Source organism: Caulobacter sp. FV1ye13L, from assembly GCF_058681155.1.
In genome coordinates this window covers 630931-656284 of sequence record NZ_CM178732.1, presented here as the reverse complement: position 1 = coordinate 656284, position 25354 = coordinate 630931, and the positions used below count along the sequence as shown (strand labels likewise).

The 25354-nt window shown below is 66.7% G+C and carries 17 protein-coding genes; 11 read left to right on the top strand and 6 right to left on the bottom strand.

Annotation, left to right across the window (positions count from 1 at the left end):
- Positions 1–11: 11 nt before the first annotated feature.
- Both ACW176_RS02880 and ACW176_RS02875 read right to left on the bottom strand, forming a co-directional pair.
- Positions 12–755 (bottom strand): GntR family transcriptional regulator, encoded by a 744-nt coding sequence (locus ACW176_RS02880; protein WP_419255893.1) that lies wholly within the window; start codon positions 753–755, stop codon positions 12–14.
- Between the two features lie 66 nt (positions 756–821).
- Complete coding sequence (locus tag ACW176_RS02875; RefSeq protein WP_492111866.1) at positions 822–890, bottom strand: hypothetical protein; 69 nt, start codon at positions 888–890, stop codon at positions 822–824.
- A gap of 121 nt (positions 891–1011) precedes the next feature.
- Here ACW176_RS02875 and ACW176_RS02870 point away from each other — a divergent pair, with 121 nt between their 5' ends.
- The 5 genes from ACW176_RS02870 (at position 1012) to ACW176_RS02850 (ending at position 11198) form a co-directional block, all read left to right on the top strand.
- Positions 1012–3687, top strand: a complete 2676-nt coding sequence (locus tag ACW176_RS02870; protein WP_492110825.1) for a TonB-dependent receptor — start codon at positions 1012–1014, stop codon at positions 3685–3687.
- Positions 3688–3928: 241 nt separating this feature from the next.
- On the top strand, positions 3929–6220 hold the full coding sequence (locus ACW176_RS02865; protein WP_492110824.1) for a family 20 glycosylhydrolase: 2292 nt from the start codon (positions 3929–3931) through the stop codon (positions 6218–6220).
- A gap of 20 nt (positions 6221–6240) precedes the next feature.
- Positions 6241–8787, top strand: coding sequence for a phosphoenolpyruvate--protein phosphotransferase (gene ptsP, locus ACW176_RS02860; protein WP_492110823.1), 2547 nt, complete (start codon positions 6241–6243; stop codon positions 8785–8787).
- 3 nt (positions 8788–8790) lie between these two features.
- Positions 8791–10572: an N-acetylglucosamine-specific PTS transporter subunit IIBC gene (gene nagE / locus ACW176_RS02855; RefSeq protein WP_492110822.1), complete on the top strand. Its 1782-nt coding sequence runs from the start codon at positions 8791–8793 to the stop codon at positions 10570–10572.
- Positions 10573–10595: 23 nt separating this feature from the next.
- Entirely contained in the window at positions 10596–11198 is a 603-nt protein-coding gene (locus ACW176_RS02850; RefSeq protein WP_492110821.1) for a DUF1349 domain-containing protein, read from the top strand.
- On the opposite strand, the gene ACW176_RS02845 is transcribed toward ACW176_RS02850, so the two are convergent.
- From ACW176_RS02845 to ACW176_RS02835, 3 genes are all read right to left on the bottom strand, one after another.
- Positions 11186–12850, bottom strand: coding sequence for a sulfotransferase family protein (locus ACW176_RS02845; RefSeq protein ID WP_492110820.1), 1665 nt, complete (start codon positions 12848–12850; stop codon positions 11186–11188). The two genes, ACW176_RS02850 and ACW176_RS02845, sit on opposite strands and share 13 nt — an antisense overlap.
- Positions 12851–12855: 5 nt before the next feature.
- On the bottom strand, positions 12856–14055 hold the full coding sequence (locus tag ACW176_RS02840; protein WP_492110819.1) for a class I SAM-dependent methyltransferase: 1200 nt from the start codon (positions 14053–14055) through the stop codon (positions 12856–12858).
- A gap of 189 nt (positions 14056–14244) precedes the next feature.
- A complete protein-coding gene (locus ACW176_RS02835) occupies positions 14245–15906 on the bottom strand; it encodes an alkaline phosphatase family protein (protein WP_492110818.1) in 1662 nt (553 codons plus the stop codon).
- A gap of 482 nt (positions 15907–16388) precedes the next feature.
- Here ACW176_RS02835 and ACW176_RS02830 point away from each other — a divergent pair, with 482 nt between their 5' ends.
- The 5 genes from ACW176_RS02830 (at position 16389) to ACW176_RS02810 (ending at position 23390) form a co-directional block, all read left to right on the top strand.
- Positions 16389–19175 carry a TonB-dependent receptor gene (locus ACW176_RS02830; RefSeq protein WP_492110817.1) on the top strand — a complete coding sequence of 929 codons (2787 nt, stop codon included), beginning with the start codon at positions 16389–16391 and terminating at the stop codon, positions 19173–19175.
- Between the two features lie 74 nt (positions 19176–19249).
- The gene (locus tag ACW176_RS02825; RefSeq protein ID WP_492110816.1) at positions 19250–19888 is read left to right on the top strand and encodes a sulfotransferase family 2 domain-containing protein; all 639 of its coding nucleotides are present in this window, start codon (positions 19250–19252) and stop codon (positions 19886–19888) included.
- Positions 19885–20514, top strand: a complete 630-nt coding sequence (locus ACW176_RS02820) for an aspartyl/asparaginyl beta-hydroxylase domain-containing protein (RefSeq protein WP_492110815.1) — start codon at positions 19885–19887, stop codon at positions 20512–20514. Before ACW176_RS02825 ends, ACW176_RS02820 begins: the two co-directional genes overlap by 4 nt.
- Before the next feature lie 8 nt (positions 20515–20522).
- The gene (locus tag ACW176_RS02815) at positions 20523–22442 is read left to right on the top strand and encodes a tetratricopeptide repeat-containing sulfotransferase family protein (protein ID WP_492110814.1); all 1920 of its coding nucleotides are present in this window, start codon (positions 20523–20525) and stop codon (positions 22440–22442) included.
- Positions 22443–22652: 210 nt separating this feature from the next.
- On the top strand, positions 22653–23390 hold the full coding sequence (locus ACW176_RS02810) for an aspartyl/asparaginyl beta-hydroxylase domain-containing protein (protein WP_492056419.1): 738 nt from the start codon (positions 22653–22655) through the stop codon (positions 23388–23390).
- A gap of 70 nt (positions 23391–23460) precedes the next feature.
- On the opposite strand, the gene ACW176_RS02805 is transcribed toward ACW176_RS02810, so the two are convergent.
- Complete coding sequence (locus tag ACW176_RS02805) at positions 23461–24042, bottom strand: HD domain-containing protein (RefSeq protein WP_492110813.1); 582 nt, start codon at positions 24040–24042, stop codon at positions 23461–23463.
- Positions 24043–24424: 382 nt separating this feature from the next.
- On the opposite strand from ACW176_RS02805, the gene ACW176_RS02800 reads away from it, so the two are divergent.
- Positions 24425–25144 carry a UTRA domain-containing protein gene (locus ACW176_RS02800; RefSeq protein WP_419318835.1) on the top strand — a complete coding sequence of 240 codons (720 nt, stop codon included), beginning with the start codon at positions 24425–24427 and terminating at the stop codon, positions 25142–25144.
- Positions 25145–25354 lie beyond the last annotated feature (210 nt).

Sequence of the window (25354 nt, the reverse complement as noted above, 5' to 3'; positions counted from 1 at the left end):
TGCGTCTTCCTTCAGGACAGGGCGTTCAGTTCGGCGACGAAGTCATAGGCATCGCCGCGATAGTAGGATTGGGTGACTTCCACCGCCCGGCCGTCCTTCAGGAACCCGCGTCGCTCGATCAGCAGGCCGGCGTCCTTGACGGGCACGCCCAGCAGATCGGCGTGCTCGGCGTTGAACAGGACGGCGCGAAGGCGCTGCAGGGCGCGGACGGGCCGGTGCCCTGTGGCTTCCAGCGCCTCATAGAGCGAGGTTCCCACGGTTTCCGTTGAGGGCAGGGCGAAGGCGGCGACGGTGGTGTACTCGACCGCCATCGGCGCGCCGTCGGCATAGCGGATCCGGGCGAAGCGATAGACGGGCGTGCCGGGCGACAGGCCAAGCGTCAGCGATTCCTCGGGCGTGACCGAGCCTTCGCTCTTGCTGATCCACTCGCTGCGCGGCACCCGGCCACGCGAAATCATGTCTTCTGTAAAGGACGAGAGCTTGGAGAAGCTCTTTTCCACGCGGGCGGCGACGAAGGTGCCGGCCCCCTGACGGCGGGTCAGCAGGCCCTCGCTGACCAGACCGTCCAGCGCCTTGCGCACCGTGATGCGCGAGATGCTGAATTCCTCGGCCATGTCCCGCTCGGCGGGCAGGGCGTCATCGGGGCCCAGGATCTTCTTGTGGATCGCGTCGCGCAGGGCGCGCTGCAATTGCTTGTAGAGGGGCGCGTGCTCGGCGCCGCCGGCGTCGAGCCTGCCAATCCGTTCCGAAAACATGGTCAAATCAGCCTCCCCCACAAATCAACGCCATCGTCTGGTCGTCTCGATAACATATGACCATTTTCATACCAATAAGAACATGGTCTGCAATTGGTTTCTTTTTGGCCTTGTCATTCGACAAATTTCCGTCACAGTCTGGCTCCGAGGCCTGAGAAGTACCGCGATCTGCGGACGTCCGCAGATAATTGGTACCACATTGGGCTTGGGGTTCGGCTCCGGGCCTAGGCCCGGCGAAATGGGGAGAAGCCGAGTTATGAGAAGCTTTAACAAGATGGTCCTGACCGCGTCCGCCAGTGCCCTGGCGGTGATGGTCGCAATGCCCGCCTTCGCGCAAACTGCGCCGGCGGACGCGGTCGACGAAGTTGTCGTCACCGGCATCCGCGCCTCTCTGCAGGCGGCGATGCAGCAGAAGCGTAACTCCGACCTGGTGTCGGAAGTGGTCACCGCAGAAGATATCGGCAAGTTCCCGGACAAGAACGTCGCCGACTCTCTGTCGCGCGTTTCGGGCGTCAACGTCGTCACCGGCTCTGCCGCGGCGGGCGGTTTTGGTGAGAACGAGCGCGTCAGTGTTCGCGGCACCGATCCCAACCTCAACCTGACCCTGCTGAACGGCCACAACATGGCCACCGGCGACTGGTTCGTTCTGGATCAGACCAGCGGCGGCCGCAGCTTCAACTATTCCATGCTGCCGTCGGAAGTTGTCGGTCGCATCGACATCATCAAGAGCTCGGCGGCCAACCTCCCCGAGGGCGGCGTCGGCGGCACCGTCGACGTGCACACCCGCATGCCGCTGGACCTGCCCAGCATGACGGCCAACGCCTCGGTCCAGGGTCTGTATGCGACCCGCGCCGAAAAGTGGACGCCACAGGTTTCGGGCATGCTCAGCTGGAAGAACGAGGCCGGCACCTTCGGGGCCCTGGTCGGCGCCTTCTATCAGGAGCGTGAATTCCGTCGCGATGGCCAGGAAATCCTCGGCTATGCCGAGTATCAGAACTTCGCCGGCACGGGTCAGACCGTCCTGGCGCCGAACCTGATCGGCAACGCCTTCTTCCAGCAGACCCGCAAGCGCAAGGGCGCCAATTTCGTCACTCAGTGGGAGCCGAACGAGAAGCTGGAACTGTCGTTCTCGGGCCTCTACACCAAGATGGACGCCGACAACACAAACGTGAACCGCATGGCGTGGGTCAGCAATCTGATCTCGGCCAATACGGGTCCGGCGGGCGCGGCCGGCAATGCGCTGACCTCTTACAAGATCAGCAACGGCGTTCTGACCGCAGCGACCTGGGCGGCGACCTCGCCGAACGGGACCAAGAGCCGGGGCATGGTGCAGGATGACATCTTCCGCACCGCGCATTCGACCTCCTGGGATCTGAACCTCGATGGCGTCTATCACGCCAGCGACAACCTCAAGATCAGCGGTAACATCGGCTACACCAAGGGTGAAGGCGCCACGGACGACACCGAGGCGTGGGAAACCTACTGGGAAACCGGCATGAGCTACGAGCTCGGCGCGCCGGTCACCAAGGTCAGCTATCCCGGCCTCCCGGCCGTCGGTTCGGCCGCCTATCTGAACAACTTCTACAGCTGGTCGTGGGGCGGCAAGGTCGAGAGCCCGGATGAGGAATTCTACGCCAAGGGCGACGTCGAATACACGGTCGACAACGGCTATCTGAAGACCCTGCTGTTCGGCGGTCGCTATACCGACCACACCCGCGAAGTGAACTACACTGCCTATGGCTGGGCCGGTAACGGCGTCTACAGCGGCACCTCGGGCGTCGACCTGGGCGCCGTGGTCGGCAAGTCGACCCCGTCCAACTATGGTGAGGACATCGGTCTGTCGGGTCAGGGTTACGTCCTCGCGGACCGCGCCAAGGTCCTGGCCACCCTGGCCACCAACGGCGGTCGTCAGTTCGCCTACTATCCGCCGCTGAGCTTCGCGGTGCAGGAAAAGACCCAGGCCGTCTATGCGATGGCCAAGCTCGGCGGCGATCGCTGGCGCGGTAATGTCGGCGTCCGCGCCGTCCATACCGACCAGGACACCACCCAGTATTCAGGCTCGGTAACGCCTCCGACGATCACCAACCTGTTTGGCTCGTTCGGCGCCCGCAACGTCAATCGCGACTACTGGGACATCCTGCCCAGCGCGACCCTGGTCGTGAAGGCCGACGAGGATGTCGTGGTTCGCCTCTCGGCCGCCAAGGTCATGTCACGGCCGGGCTATGCCCAGCTGGCGGGCGCCTTCAGCCTGAACGACACGGCCGTCACCGGCACGGCCGGCGGCAACCCGGAACTGGATCCCTTCCGCGCCTGGCAGTTCAACGCCGCCGCCGAATGGTATTATGGCCCGGAATCCCTGCTGTCGGTCGGCGTCTTCCTGCTGGATATCGACAGCTACATCACCAGCCGGACGTACAAGGAGTACCACGTCACCCAGCAGACCCAGCAGCGTCTGGGCGTCGGCAAGGGTGACACCTTCACCATGACGGGTCCGATCAACGGAGAGGGCGGCACCAACCGCGGCTTCGAGGTCACCCTTCAGCAGCCCATCGGCGGCGGCTTCGGCTTCATCGGCAACTACACCTATTCGGACGCTCAGACCGACCTGGGCAAGCCGATCGATGGCAGCTCCAAGCACACCTACAACCTGACGGGCTATTTCGAGAACGACCTGCTCAGCGCGCGGCTGGCCTACAGCTACCGCTCAAAGTTCAAGTCGGGCACCGATCGCGGCACGGACATGTTCCAGGACAATTTCGCCACCCTGGACGGCTCGGTCAGCGTCAACGTCAACGAGACCATCGCGCTGACGTTCGACGCCCAGAACCTGCTGAACGAGAAGCTGAAGTATTTCGTGGGCACGCCTGACGTGCCGCGCGCGATCTACGACAACGGCCGTACCTTCTACGCCGGCGTCCGCTTCAAGTTCTAAGGCGCTTCGGGACTTCCGACCCCCTCTCCGGAAGTCCCGATCTTCTTCTTTCAGGCGACGATTGCATCGGGGGCGGCATGGTTCAGGATCACCTGATGACCGGTCCGCTTCGCATCGACGCCAGATCCATCCTCCTGACCTGCAAGCCTGGAGCTAGGGCGGAGCGCACTGTCGCTCCGCCCGCTTTTTGCCGCAGCCCGTCCGCTCCCTTATCCGTGCCCGTATCTGTGAGAGCCTGTCGATGACCCTCGCCCGATCCGTCGCCGCCGCCCTGGCGTCCGTCCTGGCGCTCGCCGCCGCCGTTCCGGCCTTGGCGGGCCCCGTGGCCCTGACGCCGATGCCGGCCAGACTGTCGACCGCCGAGGGCGCCTTTCCGCTGACCGCCAAGACCCGGATCTTCGTCGCCAGGGGCGATGTCGAGGCCCGGGGCGTGGCCGTCCAGCTTTCCGATCTCCTGTTCCGCGCCCGGGGCCTGAAGCCCGCCGTCGTCGAAGGCGCTCCGCCCGCCGGAGAGACCGCCATCGTCCTGGCGCGCGGCGGCGCGGCCGGCGAGGCCTACGCCCTGCAGTCGAGCCCCTCGGGCGTGACCATCACCGCCGCCAGGCGCGCGGGCCTGTTCTATGGCGCCATGACCCTGTGGCAGCTGGCCACCCAGGAAGCGGGCAAGGGTCCGGTCGACCTGCCCGCCGTCGCCATCGAGGACGCCCCCCGCTTCGGCTGGCGCGGCCTGATGGTCGACAGCGCCCGCCACGTTCAGTCGGTCGAGACCCTGCGGGGGATCATCGACGCCATGGCGGCCCACAAGCTCAACATCCTGCACTGGCACCTGGTCGACGATCAGGGCTGGCGGCTGGAGATCAAGAAGTACCCGAAACTCACCGAACTCGGCGCCTGGCGCACCCCGGCTGGCGCGGCGGGCAAGGATCCGAGGACCGGCAAGGCCATTCGCTATGGCGGCTTCTATACCCAGGACCAAGTGCGCGAACTGGTCGCCTACGCCGCCGCCCGCAATGTCACCATCGTGCCTGAGATCGAGATGCCCGGCCACGCCCTGGCGCCGATCGTCGCCTATCCGCAGCTGGGCGTGAACGCCAATCCGCCGGCCATCGACCGCAACAACTGGGGCATCTTCCCCTGGCTCTACAATCTCGACGACGGCACGTTCGCCTTCCTGAACGACGTGCTGGACGAGGTCATGGACCTCTTCCCCAGCGACTATATCCACGTCGGCGGCGATGAGGCCGTGAAGGACCAGTGGAAGGCCAGCGCCAAGATACAGGCGCAGATGAAGACCCTGGGCCTGAAGGACGAGCACGAAGCCCAGAGCTATTTCATCCAGCGGGTCGGCAAGCATCTGGATGCGCGCGGCCGACGCCTGATCGGCTGGGACGAGATCCTCGAAGGCGGCCTGGCCCCGAACGCCACTGTGATGTCCTGGCGCGGGCTGGAGGGCGCGATCGCCGCGGCCAAGCTGGGCCATGACACGGTGCTGTCGCCCTGGCCGCTGATGTATCTGGATAACCGCCAGAGCGCCTCGCCCGACGAACCGCCGGGCCGGGGCCGGGTGGTCAGCCTCAAGGACGTCTACGACTTCGATCCGGCTCCCAAGGCGATGACCGAGGCAGAGCGCAAGCATGTCATCGGCCTGCAGGGCAATGCCTGGACCGAGCACATGCGCACCGACGCGCGGCTGGAGCGCATGATCTTCCCGCGCCTGGTCGCCGTGGCCGAGCGGGGCTGGTCGCCGCAGACGACAACAGACTGGGCCGATTTCAACCGCCGCATGCCGGCCGAGTTCGCGCGCCTGGACGCCCTGGGCGTGGCCTATGACGCCGTGCCCTTCGAGCCCCAGGTCAAGCTGTCGCCCGGCCAGGGCGGCAAGGTGGATGTCGCCCTGGCCTCCAGCCTGGCCATCGGCGAGATCCGCTATACGGTCGGCGGGGCCGAGCCGACCATGGCCTCGAGCCTCTATGAAAAGGCCCTGGCCCTGACGGTCAATGACAAGCTCCGGGCTCGGACGTTTATCGATGGCCGTCCCCTGGGCCGCATCCGCGACCTCAGCGTCAATCCCGACTCCCTGCTCACCCGCACCGGCCACCAGCTGAAGGCGTGCAGCGACAAGCTGACCCTGCTGCTGGAAGACGACGCCCCGGTCCAGGGTGACCGCGCCGTTTTTCATGTCGACATCATGAACCCCTGCTGGATCTGGGAAGGCGCGGATCTGTCGAAGGGCGCGACCCTGACCGCGCGCATGGGCCAGGTTCCGTTCAACTTCCAGATCGGCGCCGAGCGCGAGAAAATCGCGCTGCGCGAGCCCGCCACGGCCGAGGGCGAGCTGGAGGTTCTGCTGGGTTGTGAGGGTGAGCGCATCGCCGCCATCCCCCTGGGCAAGGCCGCTCGCGAGCCGGCCCTGTCGACGATCAGCGGCAAGATCCCGGCGCGCGCCGGCCAGCACGACCTGTGCCTGATGTTCACGTCAAAAAGCGTCGACCCGACCTTCGCCATCGACCGCGTCACGCTGAAGCCGAACTAGTCTTTCCAGAGAGAAGCCCCGTGTCCAATCTCGTTCTCTCCGCGCCGCTGAAGGGCTGGATCGCGCCGCTCGACGAGACGCCCGACGCGGTGTTCGCCCAGCGCATGCTGGGCGACGGCCTGGCGATCGACCCCACGGGTTCGATGCTGCACGCGCCGTGCGATGCGGTGGTGATCACGGTGCACCGGGCCCGCCACGCCGTGACCCTTCGCGCCGCCAACGGCGCCGAGATCCTGATGCATCTTGGACTGGAGACCGTGGCCCTCGAGGGCGCGGGTTTCGAGGTGCAGGTCCGCGAAGGCCAGACCGTCAAGGCCGGCGATCCGCTGATCGCCTTTGACCTGGACTTCCTGGCCCAGAACGTTCGCAGCCTGATCACGCCGATCGTCATCACCAATCCCGAAGCCTTCCAGATCGTGCGGCGCGAGCAGGACCGGGCTGCCGAGGTCGGCGACGCCTTGATGGAGCTGTCGCCGATCGGCGGATCCATCGCGCCGTCGGCGGTGGCCGAACACGAGATCGGGCGTCAGGTCGTGGTGCCTCTGGTCCATGGTATCCACGCCCGGCCCGCCGCCCGCATCGCCGAAACGGCCCGCCGCTTCAAGGCTGATATCGTGCTTGTCGTCGGCGGCCGTCGCGCCAGCGCCAGAAGCCCGGTCGGCGTGATGTCGATGGCCATCCGCCATGGCGATGCGATCACCATCGCCGCCAGCGGCGTCGACGCCGACTCTGCCATCGCCGCCGTCATCGCGCTTATCGAGGAGGGTATGGGTGAGGGCGGCCCGGTTGCCGCGTCCGCTGCTCCGGCGCCCGTCGAGCCGGCGCCCGTCCAGTCGGGGGTTGAGACTAGCCCGGCCAAGCTGCCCAGGGACGGCGTGCTCAAGGGGGTGCTCGCCGCGCCGGGTCTGGCCATCGGCAAGGCCGTTCGGCTGTCCTCGGTCGAGATCGTCGTGCGCGAGGCCGGCGACGGCGTCGCGACCGAGCAGGTCGCCCTGACCCAGGCGCTGGCCAAGGTGCGCAGTCGGCTGGAGTTGGCCGCGTCCAAAGGCGACAAGGCGCGCAAGGCGATCCTGGGCGCGCATCTGGCCTTCCTCGAAGATCCCGAACTGGCGGCCGGGGCGCGCGCCCTGATCGATCAGGGCAAGAGCGCCGGCTTTGCCTGGCGCAAGGCGGTCGGCGGCTATGTCGACGCCCTGCGCGGCCTGGGCGACAGCCGCCTGGCCGAGCGGGTCGACGATCTGATCGATCTTGAGCGTCAGGTCCTGCGCGCCTTGACCGGCGAGGAGGAAAGCGCCGAGACCTTGGCCGCGGGCTCGATCCTGCTGGCCGACGAACTTTTGCCGTCGCAACTGATGGGCGTCGACCCCGCCCTCGTCGCCGGCTTCTGCACGGCGCGCGGAGGTCCGACCTCGCACGTCGCCATCCTGGCCGCCGCCATGGGTATTCCGGCCCTGGTCGCGGTCGGCGGCGCGGTGCTGACCGTGGCGGACGGCGCCGCCCTGATCCTCGACGCCGATGGCGGTCAGCTGCGCGTTGCGCCTGACGCGCCGGCGCTCGAAGCCGCCCAGACGCAGCTGGCCCAGCGCCAGGAGCGCAAGGCGCTCGCCAAGGCTTCGGCGCACCAGCCCTGTGTGACGAAGGACGGTGTCGGTATCGAGGTGTTCGGCAATGTCGGCTCGCTGAACGACGCCCTGGCTGCTGCCGCCAATGGGGCCGAAGGCAGCGGCCTGCTGCGCACCGAGTTTCTGTTCCTCGATCGCGAGACGCCGCCCGACGAGGATGAGCAGGCCCGCCAGTATCAGGCCATCGCCTCGGCCCTGGACGGCAAGCCGCTGATCATCCGCACGCTGGACGTCGGCGGCGACAAGGCTGCGCCCTATCTGCCGATCCCGGCCGAGGAGAACCCGGCGCTTGGTCTGCGCGGCGTACGGGTCAGTCTGTGGCGGCCGCATCTGCTGAAGGCCCAGATCCGGGCAATACTCCGTGTGCGTCCTGTTGGTCAGTGCAGGATCATGGTCCCCATGATCGCCAGCCTGGGCGAACTGCGCGCTGTCCGTGCCGTCCTTGACGAAGCCAGGCGCGAGATGGGCATCTCGGAGCGCATCGAGCTGGGCGTGATGATCGAGACCCCGGCCGCAGCCGTCACCGCCGATCTGCTCGCCGCAGAGGCCGACTTTCTGTCGATCGGCACCAACGACCTGACCCAGTATGTGCTGGCCATGGACCGGGGCAATCCGGAGCTGGCCGCCCGCATCGACGCCATGCATCCGGCCGTGCTGCGGATGATCGCCCAGACCTGCCAGGGGGCCGCAAAACACCATCGCTGGGTCGGCGTCTGCGGCGGCGCGGCTTCGGATCTGACCGCCGTGCCGATCCTGCTGGGTCTTGGCGTCACCGAGCTTTCGGCGACCGCCGCCGTGGTGCCGGAGGTCAAGGCCCTGGTCCGCGGTCTCGATCTCCAAGCCTGCCGCGCGCTTGCCGCCCAGGTGCTTGACCTCACCTCGCCCGAGGCGGTCCGTGAAGTCGCCAAATCGTTTCTGGCCCAGTCTTCGAACACGAGAGTCTAAGCGATGAAGTCGCCGCTCGAAGTCCTGCAGCCCCTGGGCCGCGCCCTGATGCTGCCGATCGCCGTACTGCCGGTGGCGGCGCTGCTGCTCCGCATCGGCCAGCCCGACCTGCTGGGCGCGCCCGGCCTGGCCGCCATGACCGGCGGCATGTCCTTGCACATCGCCAATGTGTTCGGCGCTGCAGGCGGGGCGATCTTTTCCAGCCTCGGCCTGATCTTCGCCATCGGCGTCGCCGTTGGCCTGGCGCGCGAGAACCATGGCGCGGCGGGCCTGGCCGGCGTCGTCTGCTACGTCATCGCCACCAAGGGCGTCGACGCGCTGATGGTCGTGCCGCCAGAGGTGACCGCGACGGTTGTCGAAAGCGCCAGGGACCTCACCATCGCCGCCTGGAAGGCCAAGGAGATCGGCAAGCTGTCGATCCCGGTCGGTATCCTCTCCGGGGTGATCAGCGGCTGGCTGTACAACCGCTATTCCAACATCAAGCTGCCCGAATACCTGGCGTTCTTCGGCGGCCGCCGCTTCGTGCCGATCGTGGCGGGTCTGGCCGGCGTGGTCCTGGCGCTGCTGTTTGGCTTCTTCTGGAGTTCCCTGGAGGCCGGCGTCGACGGCCTCAGTGGTCTGGTCATCGCCTCGGGCGACGTGGGCCTGTTCGTCTATGGCCTGCTCAACCGCCTGCTGATCGTCACGGGCCTGCACCACATCCTCAACAATGTGGTCTGGTTCATCCTGGGCGACTTCAACGGCGCGACCGGCGACCTGAACCGCTTTGCGGCCGGCGATCCCACCGCCGGGGCGTTCATGAGCGGCTTCTTCCCGGTGATGATGTTTGGCCTGCCCGCCGCGTGCCTGGCCATGCTGCACACCGCCCGTCCCGAACGCCGCAAGGCCGTGGGCGGCATGCTTGGCTCCCTGGCCCTGACCTCGTTTCTGACCGGGGTGACCGAGCCGATCGAGTTTTCCTTCATGTTCCTGGCCCCGGTTCTCTATGCGGTCCATGCCGTGCTGACGGGTCTGTCGATGGTGATCATGAACCTGCTGGACGTGAAGCTGGGCTTCGGCTTCTCGGCGGGCCTGTTCGACTATGTGCTGAACTTCAACAAGGCCACCCGGCCGCTGATGCTGATCCCGGTGGGGTTGGTCTATGGCGCGCTCTATTACGGCGTCTTCCGCTGGGTGATTGTCCGCTTCGACCTGAAGACCCCGGGCCGCGAGCCCGACGACGCCATTGCCGCGCCGGTCGCGGCCTCGGCCGGCGGACGCGGCGAGGACTTCCTGATCGCCCTGGGCGGCGCGGCCAATCTCGCCTCGGTGGATGCCTGCACGACGCGTCTGCGGATGGTGGTGACGGGGCAGGGCGTGGTTGATGAGCCGCGGCTCAAGGCCCTGGGCGCGCGCGGCGTGGTGCGACCCTCGGAGCGCGCGCTGCAGGTGGTGCTGGGTCCGATCGCCGACCAGGTGGCGAGCGAGATCCGTACGGCCATGGGCGGCGCTGTCGCCAGGACCGCCGCGCCGGCGCCGGTCGTCGCCGCGCCCGCTGCGGTGGGCGACAGGGCGCAAGCCGAGCACTTGGTCGCGGCCCTCGGCGGGTCGCGCAATATCGAGAGCCTGAGCAGCTGCACCAGCCGCCTGCGTGTGGTGGTGCTCGATCCCCTGACCATAGACGAGGCTGCTCTCAAGACCTTGGGCGCGCGTGGCGTGGCCCGGATCGGCGAGCGGACGATCCATGTGGTGTTGGGACCGCAGGCCGATGCCCTGGCCGAGGCGATCAGGCTGTTGCGGGCATGATCTTGACCCGCCGAGACACTTTGATGGGCGTCGCCGCCGGTCTCGCCATGCCGGCCCTGGCCCGCGCCGCCGACGCGACCGCTTGGCTCAATCCGCCAAAGGCCTGGAAGACCACCAACGCCGGCCTGACAATGCGGGCCGAGACCGGGTCCGATTTCTGGCGCAAGACCCTCGCCAAGGACGCGATCATGGACAGCGGCCACCTGTTCTTTCGCGAGGTCGCCGGCGACTTCGTGAGCACCGTGACGGTGGAGGCCGACTACGCCGGGGACGCCGACCAGACCGGGCTGATGGTTCGCGCCGACGCGGCGAACTGGATGAAGACCGGGGTGGAATGGCTGCACGGCAAGCTGAACTCGGCCACAGTCTTCACGCGCGACTGGTCGGACGGTTCGGTCGTTCCGCTGCCCGGCTGGACAGGGCCGATCCGTTTCCGGGTCAGCCGACGCGGTCCGATCCTGGCCTGCGCCTATGCTAGGCCGGGCGAGGCCTTCGTCGATGTGCGCCTGGGGCATCTGGCCATGGGCGAGACGGTGCAGCTGGGTTTGACCGCCTGCGCGCCGTTCGGAAAGCCGTTCGAAGCGCGGTTTAACGACTGGACGGTCGAGAAGCCTCAAGCCTCGTAGCCGAGGTCCCCGATCACTTCGGCCAGCGCCTTGATCTGCGGCGCCAACGGCTCGCGATACTGCCGCCACCGCTCGATCGAGCGGTCGTTCAGCGGCTCGCTGACCTGAGCGTAGGACGGCGTTGGCGCATAGCGCCGGTTTTCGTGGAAGCGAAGGCAGGCCGGCTCGAACGGCAGGTCGAGATGATCCAGGAGCCGCCGTGTCCAGGCCTCCTGGTCGGCCACCAGGTCCTCGTAGCGCACCCTCAGCGCCGTATCGTCCAGCGCCTTGGCATAGCGCCCCGTCAAGGCATGGACGGCCCGCATGTGCGTGGCGATGTCCTCGATCCGATAGCCGCAGAACTCGCCATGGGTCAGGTTGTGCGACAGCATCGACACCGCCGTATCCAGCGGGTGGCGGATCATGCGGATCAGCTTGGCCTGCGGGAAGGCCGCGCGGATCACCGGCGTCCAGACGTCGCTGAGCGGCATCTTGTCGGTGAACAGGGGCTTGCCGGTGTCCATCAGCCCGAACGCTCTGGCGCGGTCGAGATAGAGGTCGCGCAGGGCCTCGGCGACGCCGGGCGTCCACAGCGCCGAAAGGCCGCCAAACTGGCTCTCCAGCGCCGAGACCATCTCGGTGACGAACGGCAGCTCGCCGCCGGCCGCGATCGCCGAATGGCTCGACAGGATCTGCTCGACCAGGGTGGTGCCCGAACGCGGAAACCCGAACACGAACACCGGCTGCGGTCCTTCGCGTCGCGCCGCGCCGGGTAGGGGACCGCGGGTCTCGACCAGCCGCGCCAGGGCGTCGAACTCGCGGGCCACGCCGCCGCCGTCATAGGCCAGGCCGTCACGCGCAGCCAGCCGGGCCTTGCCCTCGACGAAGTCGGCGAAGGCCTCGGCGGGGCGTCCCAGCTTTTCCTTCAGCCGCCCGCTTTCCAGCAGGGCGTCGCCGCCGATGCGACCGGGGACGGCCTCGATCACGGCCAAGGCTTCGGCGTGACGCTGCTCGCGGCCCAACTGCACGGCGCGGCGCAGGGTGACGTCGAACCCCGCCGCCGCCGCGCGGTCCAGTAGGGCGCGGCTGGCGGGCAGGTCGCCCATGGCCTCGCGCAATCGCGACCAGTGGGCCAGGGTCGCGCCGTCACCCGGCGCCAGCTGGTCAGCGCGGGCCAGCAGGGGTTCGGCCGCCTCCAGCTTGCCCTGCTCGATCAGATTGGCGGCCAGGGCTGTCTGGGTGGGCGGATGGTCGCGCACCAGGGCCAGGGCGCTCCGGAACGCCGCCTCGCCGCCGGGCAGGTCGCGCCGCTCGGTCAGCAGGGTTCCCAGCATGGCGAGGGCCTGGGGGTTGCGGGCGTTCAGCGCCAGGCCGGCGCGGACGACGGTCTCGGCCTGGGCCTTTCGACCCAGTCCCGCCAGCAGGATCGCCAGGTCGTCACGCGGCCAGTCCAGGGTCGGCGAGAGGGCGATGATCCGCTCCAGAAGGCTGAGGGCTTCGACCGCCTGTCCGCGCTGCTGGCAGACCAGGGCCAGGATCTCCAGGGCGTCGATGTCATCGGCGGCCTCAGCCAGCCGCCGGCGCGCGGTCGCCAGGGCCGGTTCGACCTGGCCCCGATTGAGCAGGTCCCGCGCCTGGGCGATGAGGGGATGGGTCAGGGCGATGGCGGACATAAGGGTCAGGCGGACCGCTGGAACACGTGCAGCGTTCCCCTGACGGGCGCCGTGCCCTCGTGGCGCAGGGCGATGGGTTCCTGATCCAGCAGCACAAAGTCTGGGCCCGCCGCCTGGGCGACATAGGCGTCTGCGTGCGAAAAGCGTCCCGAGCTCAGCAATGTCCAGCCTTCCGCCCCCACCTCGGTGCTCAGGTTGAAAAAGCCGCCCGGGCGCAGCGCCTTTGCGGCGGCCCGGAACAGGTCCGACAGGTCGCCGAAATAGATCACCATGTCGGCCGCGAAGACCAGGTCGAAGGCGGCCGGATGCTGGTCGAGGAACGCGACGGCCTCGGCCTGGACCAGCAGGTCATAACCGCCGCGCGCCCTTGCCCTGTCCAGCATGCCGCCGGAGAGATCGACGCCGGTCAGGCGACCGCCGAAGCGCGCGAGGGCGGGGGCCGAAAGTCCGGTGCCGCAGCCCAGGTCGAGGATCTCGGCGAACTGGTCGGTATGATCTTCGATCAACTGCGCCATCCGCTCGGGTGCGCGGTAGTTCAGCAGATCGACCAACTGGTGGTCGAAATTGTCGGCGAAGCTGTCGAAATGCGCCTCGACATAGGCGGGCGGCGCACGATCGACCGCCGCCCCGCTGACCGCCTGCAGCAGATAGGCCTGGATCTGATCGTCCGGGCTTCGGGCCATCCGCCAGGCGCCGACCGCCGCCGCTGCGGGGGCATGTCCAAAGACGCCGAGGATTGCAAAGGCCTCTCGGGCGATGACCTCGATGTCCTCGGCCTCATCGCCGGCCAGGGCGGGATAGCGGGCCAGGGCGTCGTCCACAGAGCCCTGGATCATGCTGGCGAAGGTGCGGGCCCGGGCATGGGTCAGTCGGGCGTTGGTCGCCAGAGGTTCCAGGGCGGCCGCGCGTTCGAAGGCTTCCGCGCACCCGGCGAAATCACCGGTCATGTAGAGGCCCTGGGCCAGACAGGCGTGCCAGATCGCCGGCGCGTCGGGCGTCGCGGCCGCCTGCCGAAGAGGCATGACTGCGTCACTGAAGTCCCGCGTCGCCATAAGCGAGAGGCCAAGGCCCAGCATCGCCTCGCCCAGCGTCGGATCGATCGACAGCGCGCGACTGAAAGCCTCGCGCGCCTGGGGGTGCAGGCCCTGGTTGCTGGCGATGACGGCCTGCTGCAGCCAGTCCTCGGCGCTGATCTCGTCGGTCACGCAAGCCTCTGCATTGGGCGGTGTCTGCCTCAGGCGTCCTGGCCCGCGCGGCTCGCGAACCTAGGGAATCCTAGAGGTCTCCGGTTCCAAAGCAAATCGCAAGGATCGGCGAAGACCCGGACGATCTCTGGGTCTCGCTGAAGCCTTCAGATTCCGTTCTACGGGGACAGGCCCGCCTCAAACGCCTCCCTACTGCGGCGTCAGCAGGTTTGGATCGATGAACTGGCGGGGAATGCCTGGGCCCTCGAAGTACGCGCCCAGCCAGGCGCCGCCACCGCCATTGAACCATTCCACCCTGATCGCATGCTTGCCAGGCTGCAGGTCGATATTGCCGTTCGCCGTAACCACGCCGTGGTCGCCATCGTTGTCGACCACCTGTTTGCCGTCGATGTAGAGCTTGCTGCCGTCGTCGGAGGCGAGGGCGAAACTGTAGGCGCCGGCGGCCGCGATGTGGAGGTAGCCTTCGAAGACCACGGCCACGCTGTCGCCTCGCGGCAGCGTCAGGCCGTCGATGGTCAGTTCATGGGATGTGCCGACGGTTGCGGGTTCGAGCCGAGAGAAGTCGGGCAGCCGCACCGGCGTTTCGGGCAGCAGATACGCCTTGTAGTTCACGCCGCGCGCCTCGGGACCCTTCAGGTCGAGGATGCGGAAGTAGCCCGTGGCGGGAACGCTGGCGGCCTGGCCGGAAAAGAACAGCGTGGCCCGCACGATCGTGTTGCGGGCGATCTCGACCGGGCCCGTGTAAAGCGGGGATCCGACCGTGGGGATCGAACTGTCCAGCGTGTAGCGGACCTGTCCGGCGGCGTTGGGGTTGCGGATGGTCATCTTCGCCGGGCGGTTGACGAACAGCCCGCCTGCAGGCGCATTCCCGTCGCTGGCCGGCTCGATCACCGGCGAGGCGTAGAAGCTGCTGGAGCGATAGGCTTGTTCGGGCGCCTTTTCGCCCTTCAGAATCGGCGTCACGGCGCGCCCTAGCCAGGCGAAGGGGATCTTGGCGCCCAGCAGCCAGGCGACGGTGGCGGTCGTGTCGAACGTGTTGATGGGCAGATCAAGCTGGCCGGGGTTGATGTCCTTGCCATGGGCGATCCAGGGAATTTCAAGTTCAGCCAGGCTTTCGCCGCCGTGCCCCTTGCCCACGCCGCCGTGGTCGGAGGTGACTAGGATCACCGTCTCGTCCGCGATGCCGGCCTCCACCGTGGCCTGCCGGATCCTGTCGATCAGCTTGTCGGCCTTGGCCACGGCCTCGTAGAAGAGCGGCGTGCCGTGGCCATGGGCATGTCCGGCGTGATCGACATGATCCAAATGCACAAAGAGGAACTCGGGCTGCTTGGTCTTGATGTAGTTGACCGCCAGCGCAGTGGTTTCGTCCTCATCCTTGCCGTGGACGTCATAGTCCACGAACCGGTGGTCGTAGAGGTTGCCGAACCCGTCCCAGTGATAGATCGAGCCTAGTTCCCATTCCGGCTTCTGATCTGTGAGCACCTGGAAGATGGATGGGAAGAAGCCCCCCGAACCGGTCACCGAAGCGGGGAAGTTGAACTCGCCCACTTGCCAGTCGTTGCTCGTCACGCCGTGCTGCTCTGGTCCGGCGCCACCGATGATGGACGCCCAGTTGGCGCCGCTCGTGGTGGGCAGCACGCCGCGGGCATGCATGCTCCAGCTGCCGCGCTTCATCATGTCGTGCAGGGTGGGGGTATCGGCCTTCATCACGCCGTCGGGGCTCAGGGCGTCCACGCCGATGATGATCACATGGCCCGCCTTCCGGGCCTCGCCGGCATAGGCGCCGGCCGCGCCTGCCATGCCGGCCAGGAGCGCAACGAGAAGCGGGATCACCCGGATCGGATTCTTCATGACGTACTCCAGGAATCTGGGCTGTGGATGGGAGGTGCAGTCAGCGCGAAAAGAGGCTCGGCGGCGGCGTCGATCACCGGGCCGGCTCCGGCGCTGCTGCCCGTCGCCGCCGCCGGCCGCGATGGTCTGAGTGTCTGCGGCAGGGCCTTCAGGGCCGACCTGTCCATTGGACTCATGTTTGGATCGTCCAACGACTGAAGATTGGTATAGACCAAATATCACGTGAAGTTGGCAGTTTTGCGACTGTCATCCGTTGGTCAAATGCGCGGCGACGTCAGGGTGTTCAGGGGCGTTAACGCGCCGGGCGAACGGGTCGCTGGAGCGCTCACGGTTCTCTGGAGTCACCCCGGCAGGGCTCAAATCCAACTGACGCGCGGCGCGGAACGGACAAATTGCGACGTGCGGGGCGGCGCTGTCACGCGGGTGTCGTCGCTCGCTGCTTTAGTCTGACTGGTTCATACCAGTTGGGGCGAAGGACACTCATGTTTAAGCGATATCCTGTTCGGGCTACCCGCCCGCATCTCAAGAGCTTTTTGCTGGCTACCGTTGCGGTGCTGGCTGCTGGCGCGCATTCAACGGCCGCGCTCGCGCAGCAGGCTTCTGGCGATCTGGTCGACGAAGTTGTCGTCACCGGCTACCGGAAGTCGCTCAGCGACGCCCGCGCCATCAAGAGGGATTCGGTCATCCAGAAGGACGTGATCGTCGCCGAGGACATGGCGAAGTTCCCGGAGCTCAACCTGGCTGAATCGCTGCAGCGCCTGCCGGGCGTGCAGATCACCCGGGAAGCGGGCGAAGGCCGGCGGATCTCGCTGCGGGGCCTGGGTCCAGATTTCGCCCGCGTGCAACTCAATGGCATGGAAGTGCTGGGCAACGTCGACTCCGCCCAGGACAGCCGCGGCCAGCGTTCACGCGACCGCGCCTTCGACTTCAACATTTTCGCCTCGGAACTGTTCTCCCGCGTGGAGGTCGAAAAGACTTTCCAGGCGGCCCAGAACGAGGGCGGCATGGCCGGCACGGTCGGCCTGTTCACCGGCAAGCCGTTTGACTACGCGTCGGGGTCAAAGGGCGCAGTGTCGCTCAAGCTCGGAACCAACGAATACACCGAGGACGCCCAGCCGCGCATCGCGGCCCTGTTCAGCCAGAACTGGGACAACAAGTTCGGCGTCGCCTTCTCGGTCGCCTACAGCAAGCGCCAAACGACCGAGCAGGGCCACAACACCTACAACTATTCGCGCCCCAGCGCGGGAACCCTTCAGGGCCTGGTTACCAAAGGCCTGAACATTTCCAAGCTGAGCACGGCGCAGCAGGCCAAGTTCCTGTCGGGCGATCTCTATTTTGCTGACGGCAACCGCATCTCCTCGTGGAATTCCAAGCAGGAGCGCCTGGGCCTGACGGGCGCTGTGCAGTGGCGTCCGATGGACAACCTGCTGCTGACGCTTGATGTGCTGCACGGCGAGTACACCACGCATCGCGACGAACTGCACCTCGCCACGCGGCCGCTCGCATCGACCGGGTCGGTCGCGTTCGACACCGTCGCCAGCACGGTCTGGCCGAGCGCCTTCCAGAAGGCGTCCGTCATCAACAACCTGGCTTGGGACAACAGCAACTACGTGACCCTGACCGATGTCACGGGCACCACCTTCGGCAGCGAGCACCGCCGCTCGCTGAACGAAAACAACTTCGACCAGGTGGCGCTGACCGGCAAGTGGGACCTCACGGATCGCCTCACGATTGACGGACATGTCGGCTACGAGAAGTCGACCTATGAGACGCCCTATGACGACAAGCTCTATATGCGCGCCAAGGGCAATCTGATCGCCAACTATGGCAGCGATGGCCGGTCGGCGACGTTCGAGTATCCGGGCTGGGATCGAACCAACCCCGCCAACTACGCGATGGACTCGTTCTACTATCGCGGCTTCAACAATCAGTCGGAACTGCAGGAAGGCGTGCTGGACGCCCAGTACGTGCTGAACGAGGTTTGGACCCTGCGGGCCGGCGTGGCCTACCACAAGTTCACGCAAGGCGGCCGGGACCTGTTCTATGACGACAACGTCAATGGAACCCGGACCAAGATGCGCGGCACGGCCGTTGCCGACGTCACCTCGGTGTTCACCAACGAGTTCGGCTCGTGGCTGGTCGGCGACTACGCCAAGGCCTTTGCGAAGTACAACGAGTACCACCGCTTCGGTCCCAACAAGGACGGTACGGGCGGCGCGCTCCAGGACATCGAGAACGTCTACGAGACCTCGGAAAAGACCGTCTCCGAGTATGTGCAGGCGGACTGGGACACCGACCTCTTCGGCAAGCGCTTCCGCGGCAACATCGGCCTGCGCGGCTATCAGACCGACACCCACAGCACCGGCTGGATCCAGGGTGACAGCTACGCCTATCTGGGCACGACGGACGTCGAAGGCAGCTACTCAGGCGTGCTGCCGGCCATGAACTCGGTGCTGGAACTGACGCCGGACGTGCTGGTGCGCTTCTCGGCCACGCAGAACCTCAACCGTCCAGGCCTGGGTTCGATGGCGGCCAAGGGCAGTGCGTTCCAGAATTCGGATAGCGGCGACATCTCGGCGTCGCGCGGCAATCCAAACCTTGAGCCCTACAAGGACAACACGCTGGACTTCGCGGCGGAGTACTATTTCGGCGTGGACGGCCTGCTCTCGGCCAGCGTGTTCCAGAAGAGCATCAAGAACTTCATTGGCTCGAAAACCCTCGAGAACGTCCCGTTCAGCCAGACTGGCGTCCCGTTCACCACGATCCCGGGCGCTACGGCCAATACGATCGTCAAAGAGTTCTCGATGCCGGTCAACATCGCCGGCACCAAGAAGCTGACCGGTGTGGAGCTGGCCGCGCAGGGCCAATTCTCGTTCCTGCCGGCGCCGTTCGACAAGCTGGGTGCGGTGGCCAACTACACCTATGTGGACGCTGACGAGGCGCTCACCGGCATCTCGAACACCAGCTACAACGCCACGCTCTACTACGAGACCGCGCGCTGGGGTGTCCGTGGGTCCATGAGCCACCGCAATCGCTGGTTCTCCGGGAACAGCGCCACTGTCATGAGCGCCAGCACGCGCGGCTTCGAGGGGTCGACCTATGTGGACGCCTCGGCCTTCCTGAACGTCACCGATCAACTGCAGCTCACGCTGAACGGGATCAACCTGACGAACCAGGAGGACACGCAGTTCTGGGGCCAGAACCAGTACCTCTACAACCAGAACCAGAGCGGCTCGACCTATATGGTTGGGCTTAGCTACAAGTTCTAAGGCCACCGCTTGTTGTAGACTTTGCGCCCCGCCTTCCTGAGAGGCGGGGCGCTTTTTCTGGGTGTCCCTGAAACATGATTGTTTCCCACAGCCATCGCTTCATCTTCGCCGCCGTGCCCAAGACCGGGACCCATGCCGTGCGACAGGCCCTGCGCGAGCACCTGAGCGAAGGCGACCTCGAGCAGGTCGGGCTGTTCGTCGACAAGCGCTTCCCTTGGGCGGATCTGGCGGCGATCCGGCATGGCCACCTGTCTCTGCAGCAGGTGCGCCCCTATCTCGGCGAGGCGGCCTTCAGCGGCTATTTCAAGTTCGCCTTCGTGCGCAATCCGTTCGATCGCTTCGTCTCGTACTGCGCCTTCATGCTGCGGGGCGGCGACGTCTTTGAGCAGCAACCGCAGGCGGTCATGCGCCACTTTCTTTTCGAGAAGCCGCCGGAACACCACATCCTGTTCCAGCCACAGGCCTCGCTCCTGGTGGGCGAGGACGGCAAGACCCTGATGGCCGACCATATCGGCCACGTCGAGGATATGCAGGGGTCGTATGATGCGATCTGCGCACGCATCGGCATTCCCTCCCGCCCTCTGGACCGCGTTAACGGCAGCCGTCACGGTGACTATCGTCACTATTACGACCAGGACCTGATCGACGGCGTCGCCGCCCGCTACGCCCAGGATCTGGACCTGTTCGGCTACAGCTTCGAAGACATGCGATGAACGCGACCCCTTTTGCGCCTGCCGCCAACCCGGGCAAGACCACCGGCGTTCGCAAGCTCGGGCTGGTCGACATCGCCGCGCTGCAGGCGGCCGTTCTGGCGATTCCCGAGGACGTCTGGGCCGCAGAGAACGCCAGCAAGCCCAACAGGTTCGAGGTGCTGGACGCGACCTCCCACATCGTTTTCCGGTTTATCGACAGTCCCCGTGACTGGCGCAGCTCGCACGATCGCGCGGCCTGGCCCGAATGGCGCGGATTGCTGGAGCCGGTGCTGGCTCAGGCCGTCCGCAACTATGGCTATGCGCGCGGGGTGTTTCCGCGGGTGATGTTGGCAAGGATGCGGCCGGGCGGGGTGATCCACCCCCATATCGACGCCAACCCCGCCGCGAAGTGGCCGCACAAGATCCATGTGCCGCTGTCGACCAATCCCCAGGTGGTGTCCTTCTTCGGCGGCGCCGAACACCTTTTCCCACCGGGCGAGGCGGTGGAGGTCAACAATCTGGGTCCGCACTGGGTGCGCAACGACGGCGAGACCGACCGCGTCCATCTGATCTTCGAGTACTACGACGCCGACCAGCCGGAACCCAGCTGGCTGGAGCCGTTTCTGCTGGCCGGCGCCGCGCGGTGACGCCCTCCGTGAGCGCCAGCCCCGGGTCTCGGGATCGCGACGCCCTTTTACAGGAGGCCAAGGATCTGCGGTCGGGCCAGCGCATCGCGGAAGCCCTGGCCAGCCTTGCGCGGCTGCAGGAGCTGCATCCCGGATTCAGCCGGCTGTATCAGGAGCGTGGCCACTGCCAGGTCATGCTTCGCGATGCGCCGGCCGCCATCGACGCGCTGCGGGAGGCCGTGCGCCTCAACCCGACCCTGCCGGCGAGCTGGGACATGCTGGAACAGCTCTACCGCATGGTGGGCGACACGGCCCAGGCGGCCACGGCCGCGCAGCATCTGGCGATGCTCAGACAGCTCCCGCCGGCGGTGGTGGCGGCCAGCAGCCTGTTCGCCGATGGCGACCTGTCCTCGGCCGAGGAGGTCATTCGCGATTATCTGCACACGGACGGTGAGAACGTCGGCGCCCTTCGCCTGCTGGCGCGCCTCTGCAAGGCGCGCGGGGCGCTTGGCGAGGCCGAGGCGTTGCTGAAGTTGGTGCTTGATCGCGCCCCGGACTTTCACGCGGCCCGCCTCGACTACGCCATGGTGCTCTTGCAGCAGCAAAAGCCCCTGCAGGCGCGGCGGGAGGCTGAGCACCTGCTCGAACACGACCCTGACAATCGCGAGTATCTCAAGCAGTACGGCGCGGCCTGCATCGCCCTGGGCGACCATGAGCCGCTGATCGATCTCTATGAGCGACTGCTGGCCAGCCCAGCCCTCTTGGGGGCGGAAGTCGCAGATCTGCGCCTTTGGCGGGCGAACGCCCTGAAGGTCACGGGCCGGCAACAGGACGCCATTGCGGACTATCGCGCCGCCCTGGCGGCGCGGCCAGACTACGGCGTGGCCTGGTTCAGCCTGGCCAACCTCAAGACCTACCGCTTCACCGACGATGACATCGCGCGCATGCGCGCGGCGCATTCCCGGCCTGGCGTCCAGGCCATGGACCGCGTCTATCTCAGCTTCGCTCTGGGCAAGGCGCTGGAGGACCGGGCGGACTACCCATCCTCCTGGCTGTACTACGAGAGCGGCAATGCGATCCGCGCTGTCTCCAGCCGATATCGTCCCGAGGTCGCGGAATCCTGCGTCCTGCGCCTGAAACAGGTCTTCACCGCCGAAGTCTTTGCCGCGCGCGCTGACTGGGGTCTGGCCGATCCGGCGCCCATCTTTGTCGTGGGCTTGCCGCGGTCGGGGTCAACCTTGATCGAGCAGATCCTGGCCTCCCATTCCCAGGTGGAAGGCACGCAGGAGCTGACAGAAATCGACCGCTATGCAGGCGAGATCTGCGGCCGCGATCCTGATTGCGGCTTGCCGCTGGATCCCGAGGCCCTGCTGCGCCTGACCCCGCAGGAAGCCCGGGCGCTCGGCGAGCGCTTTCTGGCCGAAACCCGCACCTATCGCAGGCTGGGGAAGGCCTTCTTCATCGACAAGATGCCCAACAATTTCTGGCACATCGGCCTGATCCATCTCATCCTGCCGCGCTCGACGATCATCGATGTGCGCCGCGAGCCCATGGCGTGCGGCTTCAGCAACTTCAAGCAGCTGTTCGGGACCACCAATCAGGAATTCTCCTACGGCATGGACCATCTCGCCCGTCACTATCGCGCCTATCTCGAACTCATGAGGCACTGGGGCGAGGTGCTGCCGGGGCGGGTCCTGAAGGTGGCGTACGAGGATGTGGTCGAGGGTCTTGAAGACAGCGTGCAGCGCATGCTGGAGGGTTGCAGGCTGCCCTTTGAGCCGGCCTGCCTGACTTTCCACGAGACCCAGCGCAGCGTGCGCACGCCCAGCTCAGAGCAGGTGCGCCAGCCCATCGGCCGTGACGGCCTCGCGCAATGGCGGCCGTATGAACACTGGCTGGCGCCTTTGCGGGATGGGCTGCGTGACGCGCTCGCCGGCTACAGGGCCTGACCCATGCGGCTTTCACGCCCCTTCTTCCACCTCCCCTTGCTCTTCGATGTCGGGCGTTTGCAGGCTGAGGTCGCGGCTTTGCCCGACGAGGCCTGGACGTCGCACCCGGACCGCTTGCCCGGCAACAGTGCGGCGCGGTTGATCAGCGCGGGCGGGGCTGAGACGGACTCGGTCCATGGGCAGATGCTGCCAACGCGCTGGCTTGAGACCATGCCCTATACAACCCAGGCCCTGGCGGCCTTTGGCGTGGTCTGGAGCCGCTCGCGGCTCATGCGCCTGGCCCCGGGCGCAGGCGTGCCCGAGCACGCCGATATCAACTACCACTGGCATACGCGGGTGCGGCTGCACATTCCGGTCTTCACGCGGCCGGAGGTCGCCTTTCACTGCGACGGGCAGTCGGTGCACATGGCTGCCGGCGAAGCCTGGATCTTCGATAACTGGCGCCCGCACCATGTCGAAAACAGGTCCGGCGCCGAGCGCATTCACCTGGTCGCGGATACCAGCGGCACAGCGGCGTTCTGGCAATTCGTCCGGGGACAGGCGCCGCCGCGCGCCCAATGGCGGACGGTGGCCTGGGATCCCGGGATGCGGCCCCAGTTGCTTACCGAGGGTGACCAGCGCACGCCGGTGATGCCTGCCGCCGAAGTGCAACTGCTGGTCGACGATCTGCGCGCGGAACTGGCGCTCGCCACCGACACCGCCGAAGCCAGGGGCCGGGCAGCGCGGTTCAGCAGGCTGCTGGAGGACTTTGTGTCCGACTGGCGCCAGCTCTGCGCCTTGCATGGCGCCGGAGGACGGGGGCGGTCAGACTTCCTGCGCCTGGCTCGCGCCGTGCACGAGGCCGTCAGGCCGCTGGCCGCTGGTCTGGTCATGCGCACCAACAACGCCAGCGCGCTGCTGGTGCTCGAGAAGCGCGTGCTGCAGCATCTGGTCGCAGACGAGGCCTAGGCCGCTGCGCGCAGGCACAGCCCGCAGCACACGAGAAGCAGCTTGTCGCGGCCCGGGCGGGGCTTTGCGATCAGACTGAAACCTCGTCCAGGCGGTCGATCTGATCTCGAAGATGGTCGTGATAGGTCTCGAAACCGGCCACCTCGGCGTCCGGGGCTTTGCCCGCTTCGTCATAGCCGCGCAGTCGCAGGGCGGCTTGCGCTGCCGGCTCTGCCAGGAACGCCTCGATCTCGGCCTTGCTCATCGGGCCGCCCTGCAGAGCCAGACTTTGCAGGGACGCCTTGCTGAGACGCTTGAAATAGGCGGGATCCACGGCCACCCGGTAGCGCTTGGCCGCCACATGAAGGCGGATCGGCTCTGTCACCGCCGGGCTGAACGCCCGCGCCAGATAGCCGGCGCTGATGTGCTCGTGGCGCGTATCGACGCCAAGGTCGGCGGCGTTCTCTCCGGCCTTCTGCATCAGGTGGCCTATGTCGTGCAGCAGGGCGGCGACGATCATCGCGGGCGGCGCGTTATCGATCTTGGCATGATGCGCCGTCTGCAGCGCGTGCTCCAGCTGGCTGACGTCTTCCCCATAACGCAGGTCGCCCAGTCGGGCGAAGAGATCGGCGAGTTCGGCCACGAAAGCATCGGCCGTAGGACGAGTCGTCATCATGTATCCGTGGTGTTGACAGGATCGGAATGGAGCGAGCGCGCTTACCGGAGCCACCGTCCGATGCCGGGGTCGGCGCGGCTTGTCCGCTCCGTTTCCAGAAGGGTGACCAGGCGCTGGGCGGACAAGGGGCCACCCGCCGAGCTCGGGGTTGGTTTGTCCCCGTGGCCGCTGCCGCGCGCGCGAAGATGGGTGGTCATGGCTCCGCCTCCTAGTGGCTAAATTGGTATATACCAAAATCGGCCTAATCTTGGCAAAGCTTTCGTGAAACCTCGACCAGGGCGAGAATGTCCGTCAGGGGTTTGATCCCGTTTCTTGACCTTGACGGAGCGGGCTCCCATCCTTGGGGCTGGCGGGATTCGACCGCTGACAGGTCTTTCCGATGCATCAGTCCGACACCCTCCATTATCTTGGAGTCCGCGACGGCATCGCCGTGCGGATCGTCAGTGGCGAACTGAAGGCTGGCGAACGGCTGCCGTCGGAGCGCCAGTTGCAGGTCGGCGGCGGCGTGGCGCGCGGCACTGTTCGCGAGGCCCTGTTTCAGCTTGAGGCCGAGGGGCTGATTTATCGAAAGGACCGCAGCGGCTGGTACGTTTCCCCACCGCCGGTGGTCTACGATCCGACCCGCTGGGAGGGCTTCATGTCCTATGTCGAGGCGCAGGGCCGGCGGCCGGCGACCGAGACGCTCAGCAAGGTCGAGATCGCCTGCGACGGCATGCTGGCCCAGATCTTTTCACGCCCGGTGGGCGCGCCGATGTACTGGATTCGCCGCCGGCGCTCGATCGATGACCGGGCCGTGCTGATCGAGAGCATCGTCGTCGACGCCTCCCTGGCGCCGGGTCTTGTGGAGCACGATCTCGACGGCTCGCTGACCAGCGTTCTGAAATCGGTCTATGGCATCGGCGTCGCGCGCAACAAGGTCGACATGCGGCCCTGCGCTCTGACGCTCGGGGAGGCCGAAGCCCTGCGGGTCAAGTCGGGCCTGCCTGGGCTCAGCGTGGAGCGCACCTGCTACAATGCCCAGGGCCGCGTGGTCGAGTTCGACCGCGAGCACTGGCGACATGACGCCCTCAAGATCAGCGTCGATATCCGCGTGCGTTGACCTTGTCTCACCCTCGCCGGGCCCGTGCGGACGCTCCCTGCGCGCCCCGCGCGGGCGTCGAAACGTCTTTGGTTTGGTCTAGACCATTTGTGGCGTGGGCCTTCCCCAGGTTCCGGCCCCCACCCGGGCCGGAACCAACCGATCCGCCAGCCTTGACCCAGGGATCTCTACCGCGCGCCATTGCGGTCAAGGAAATCGCGCTGGCGCCTC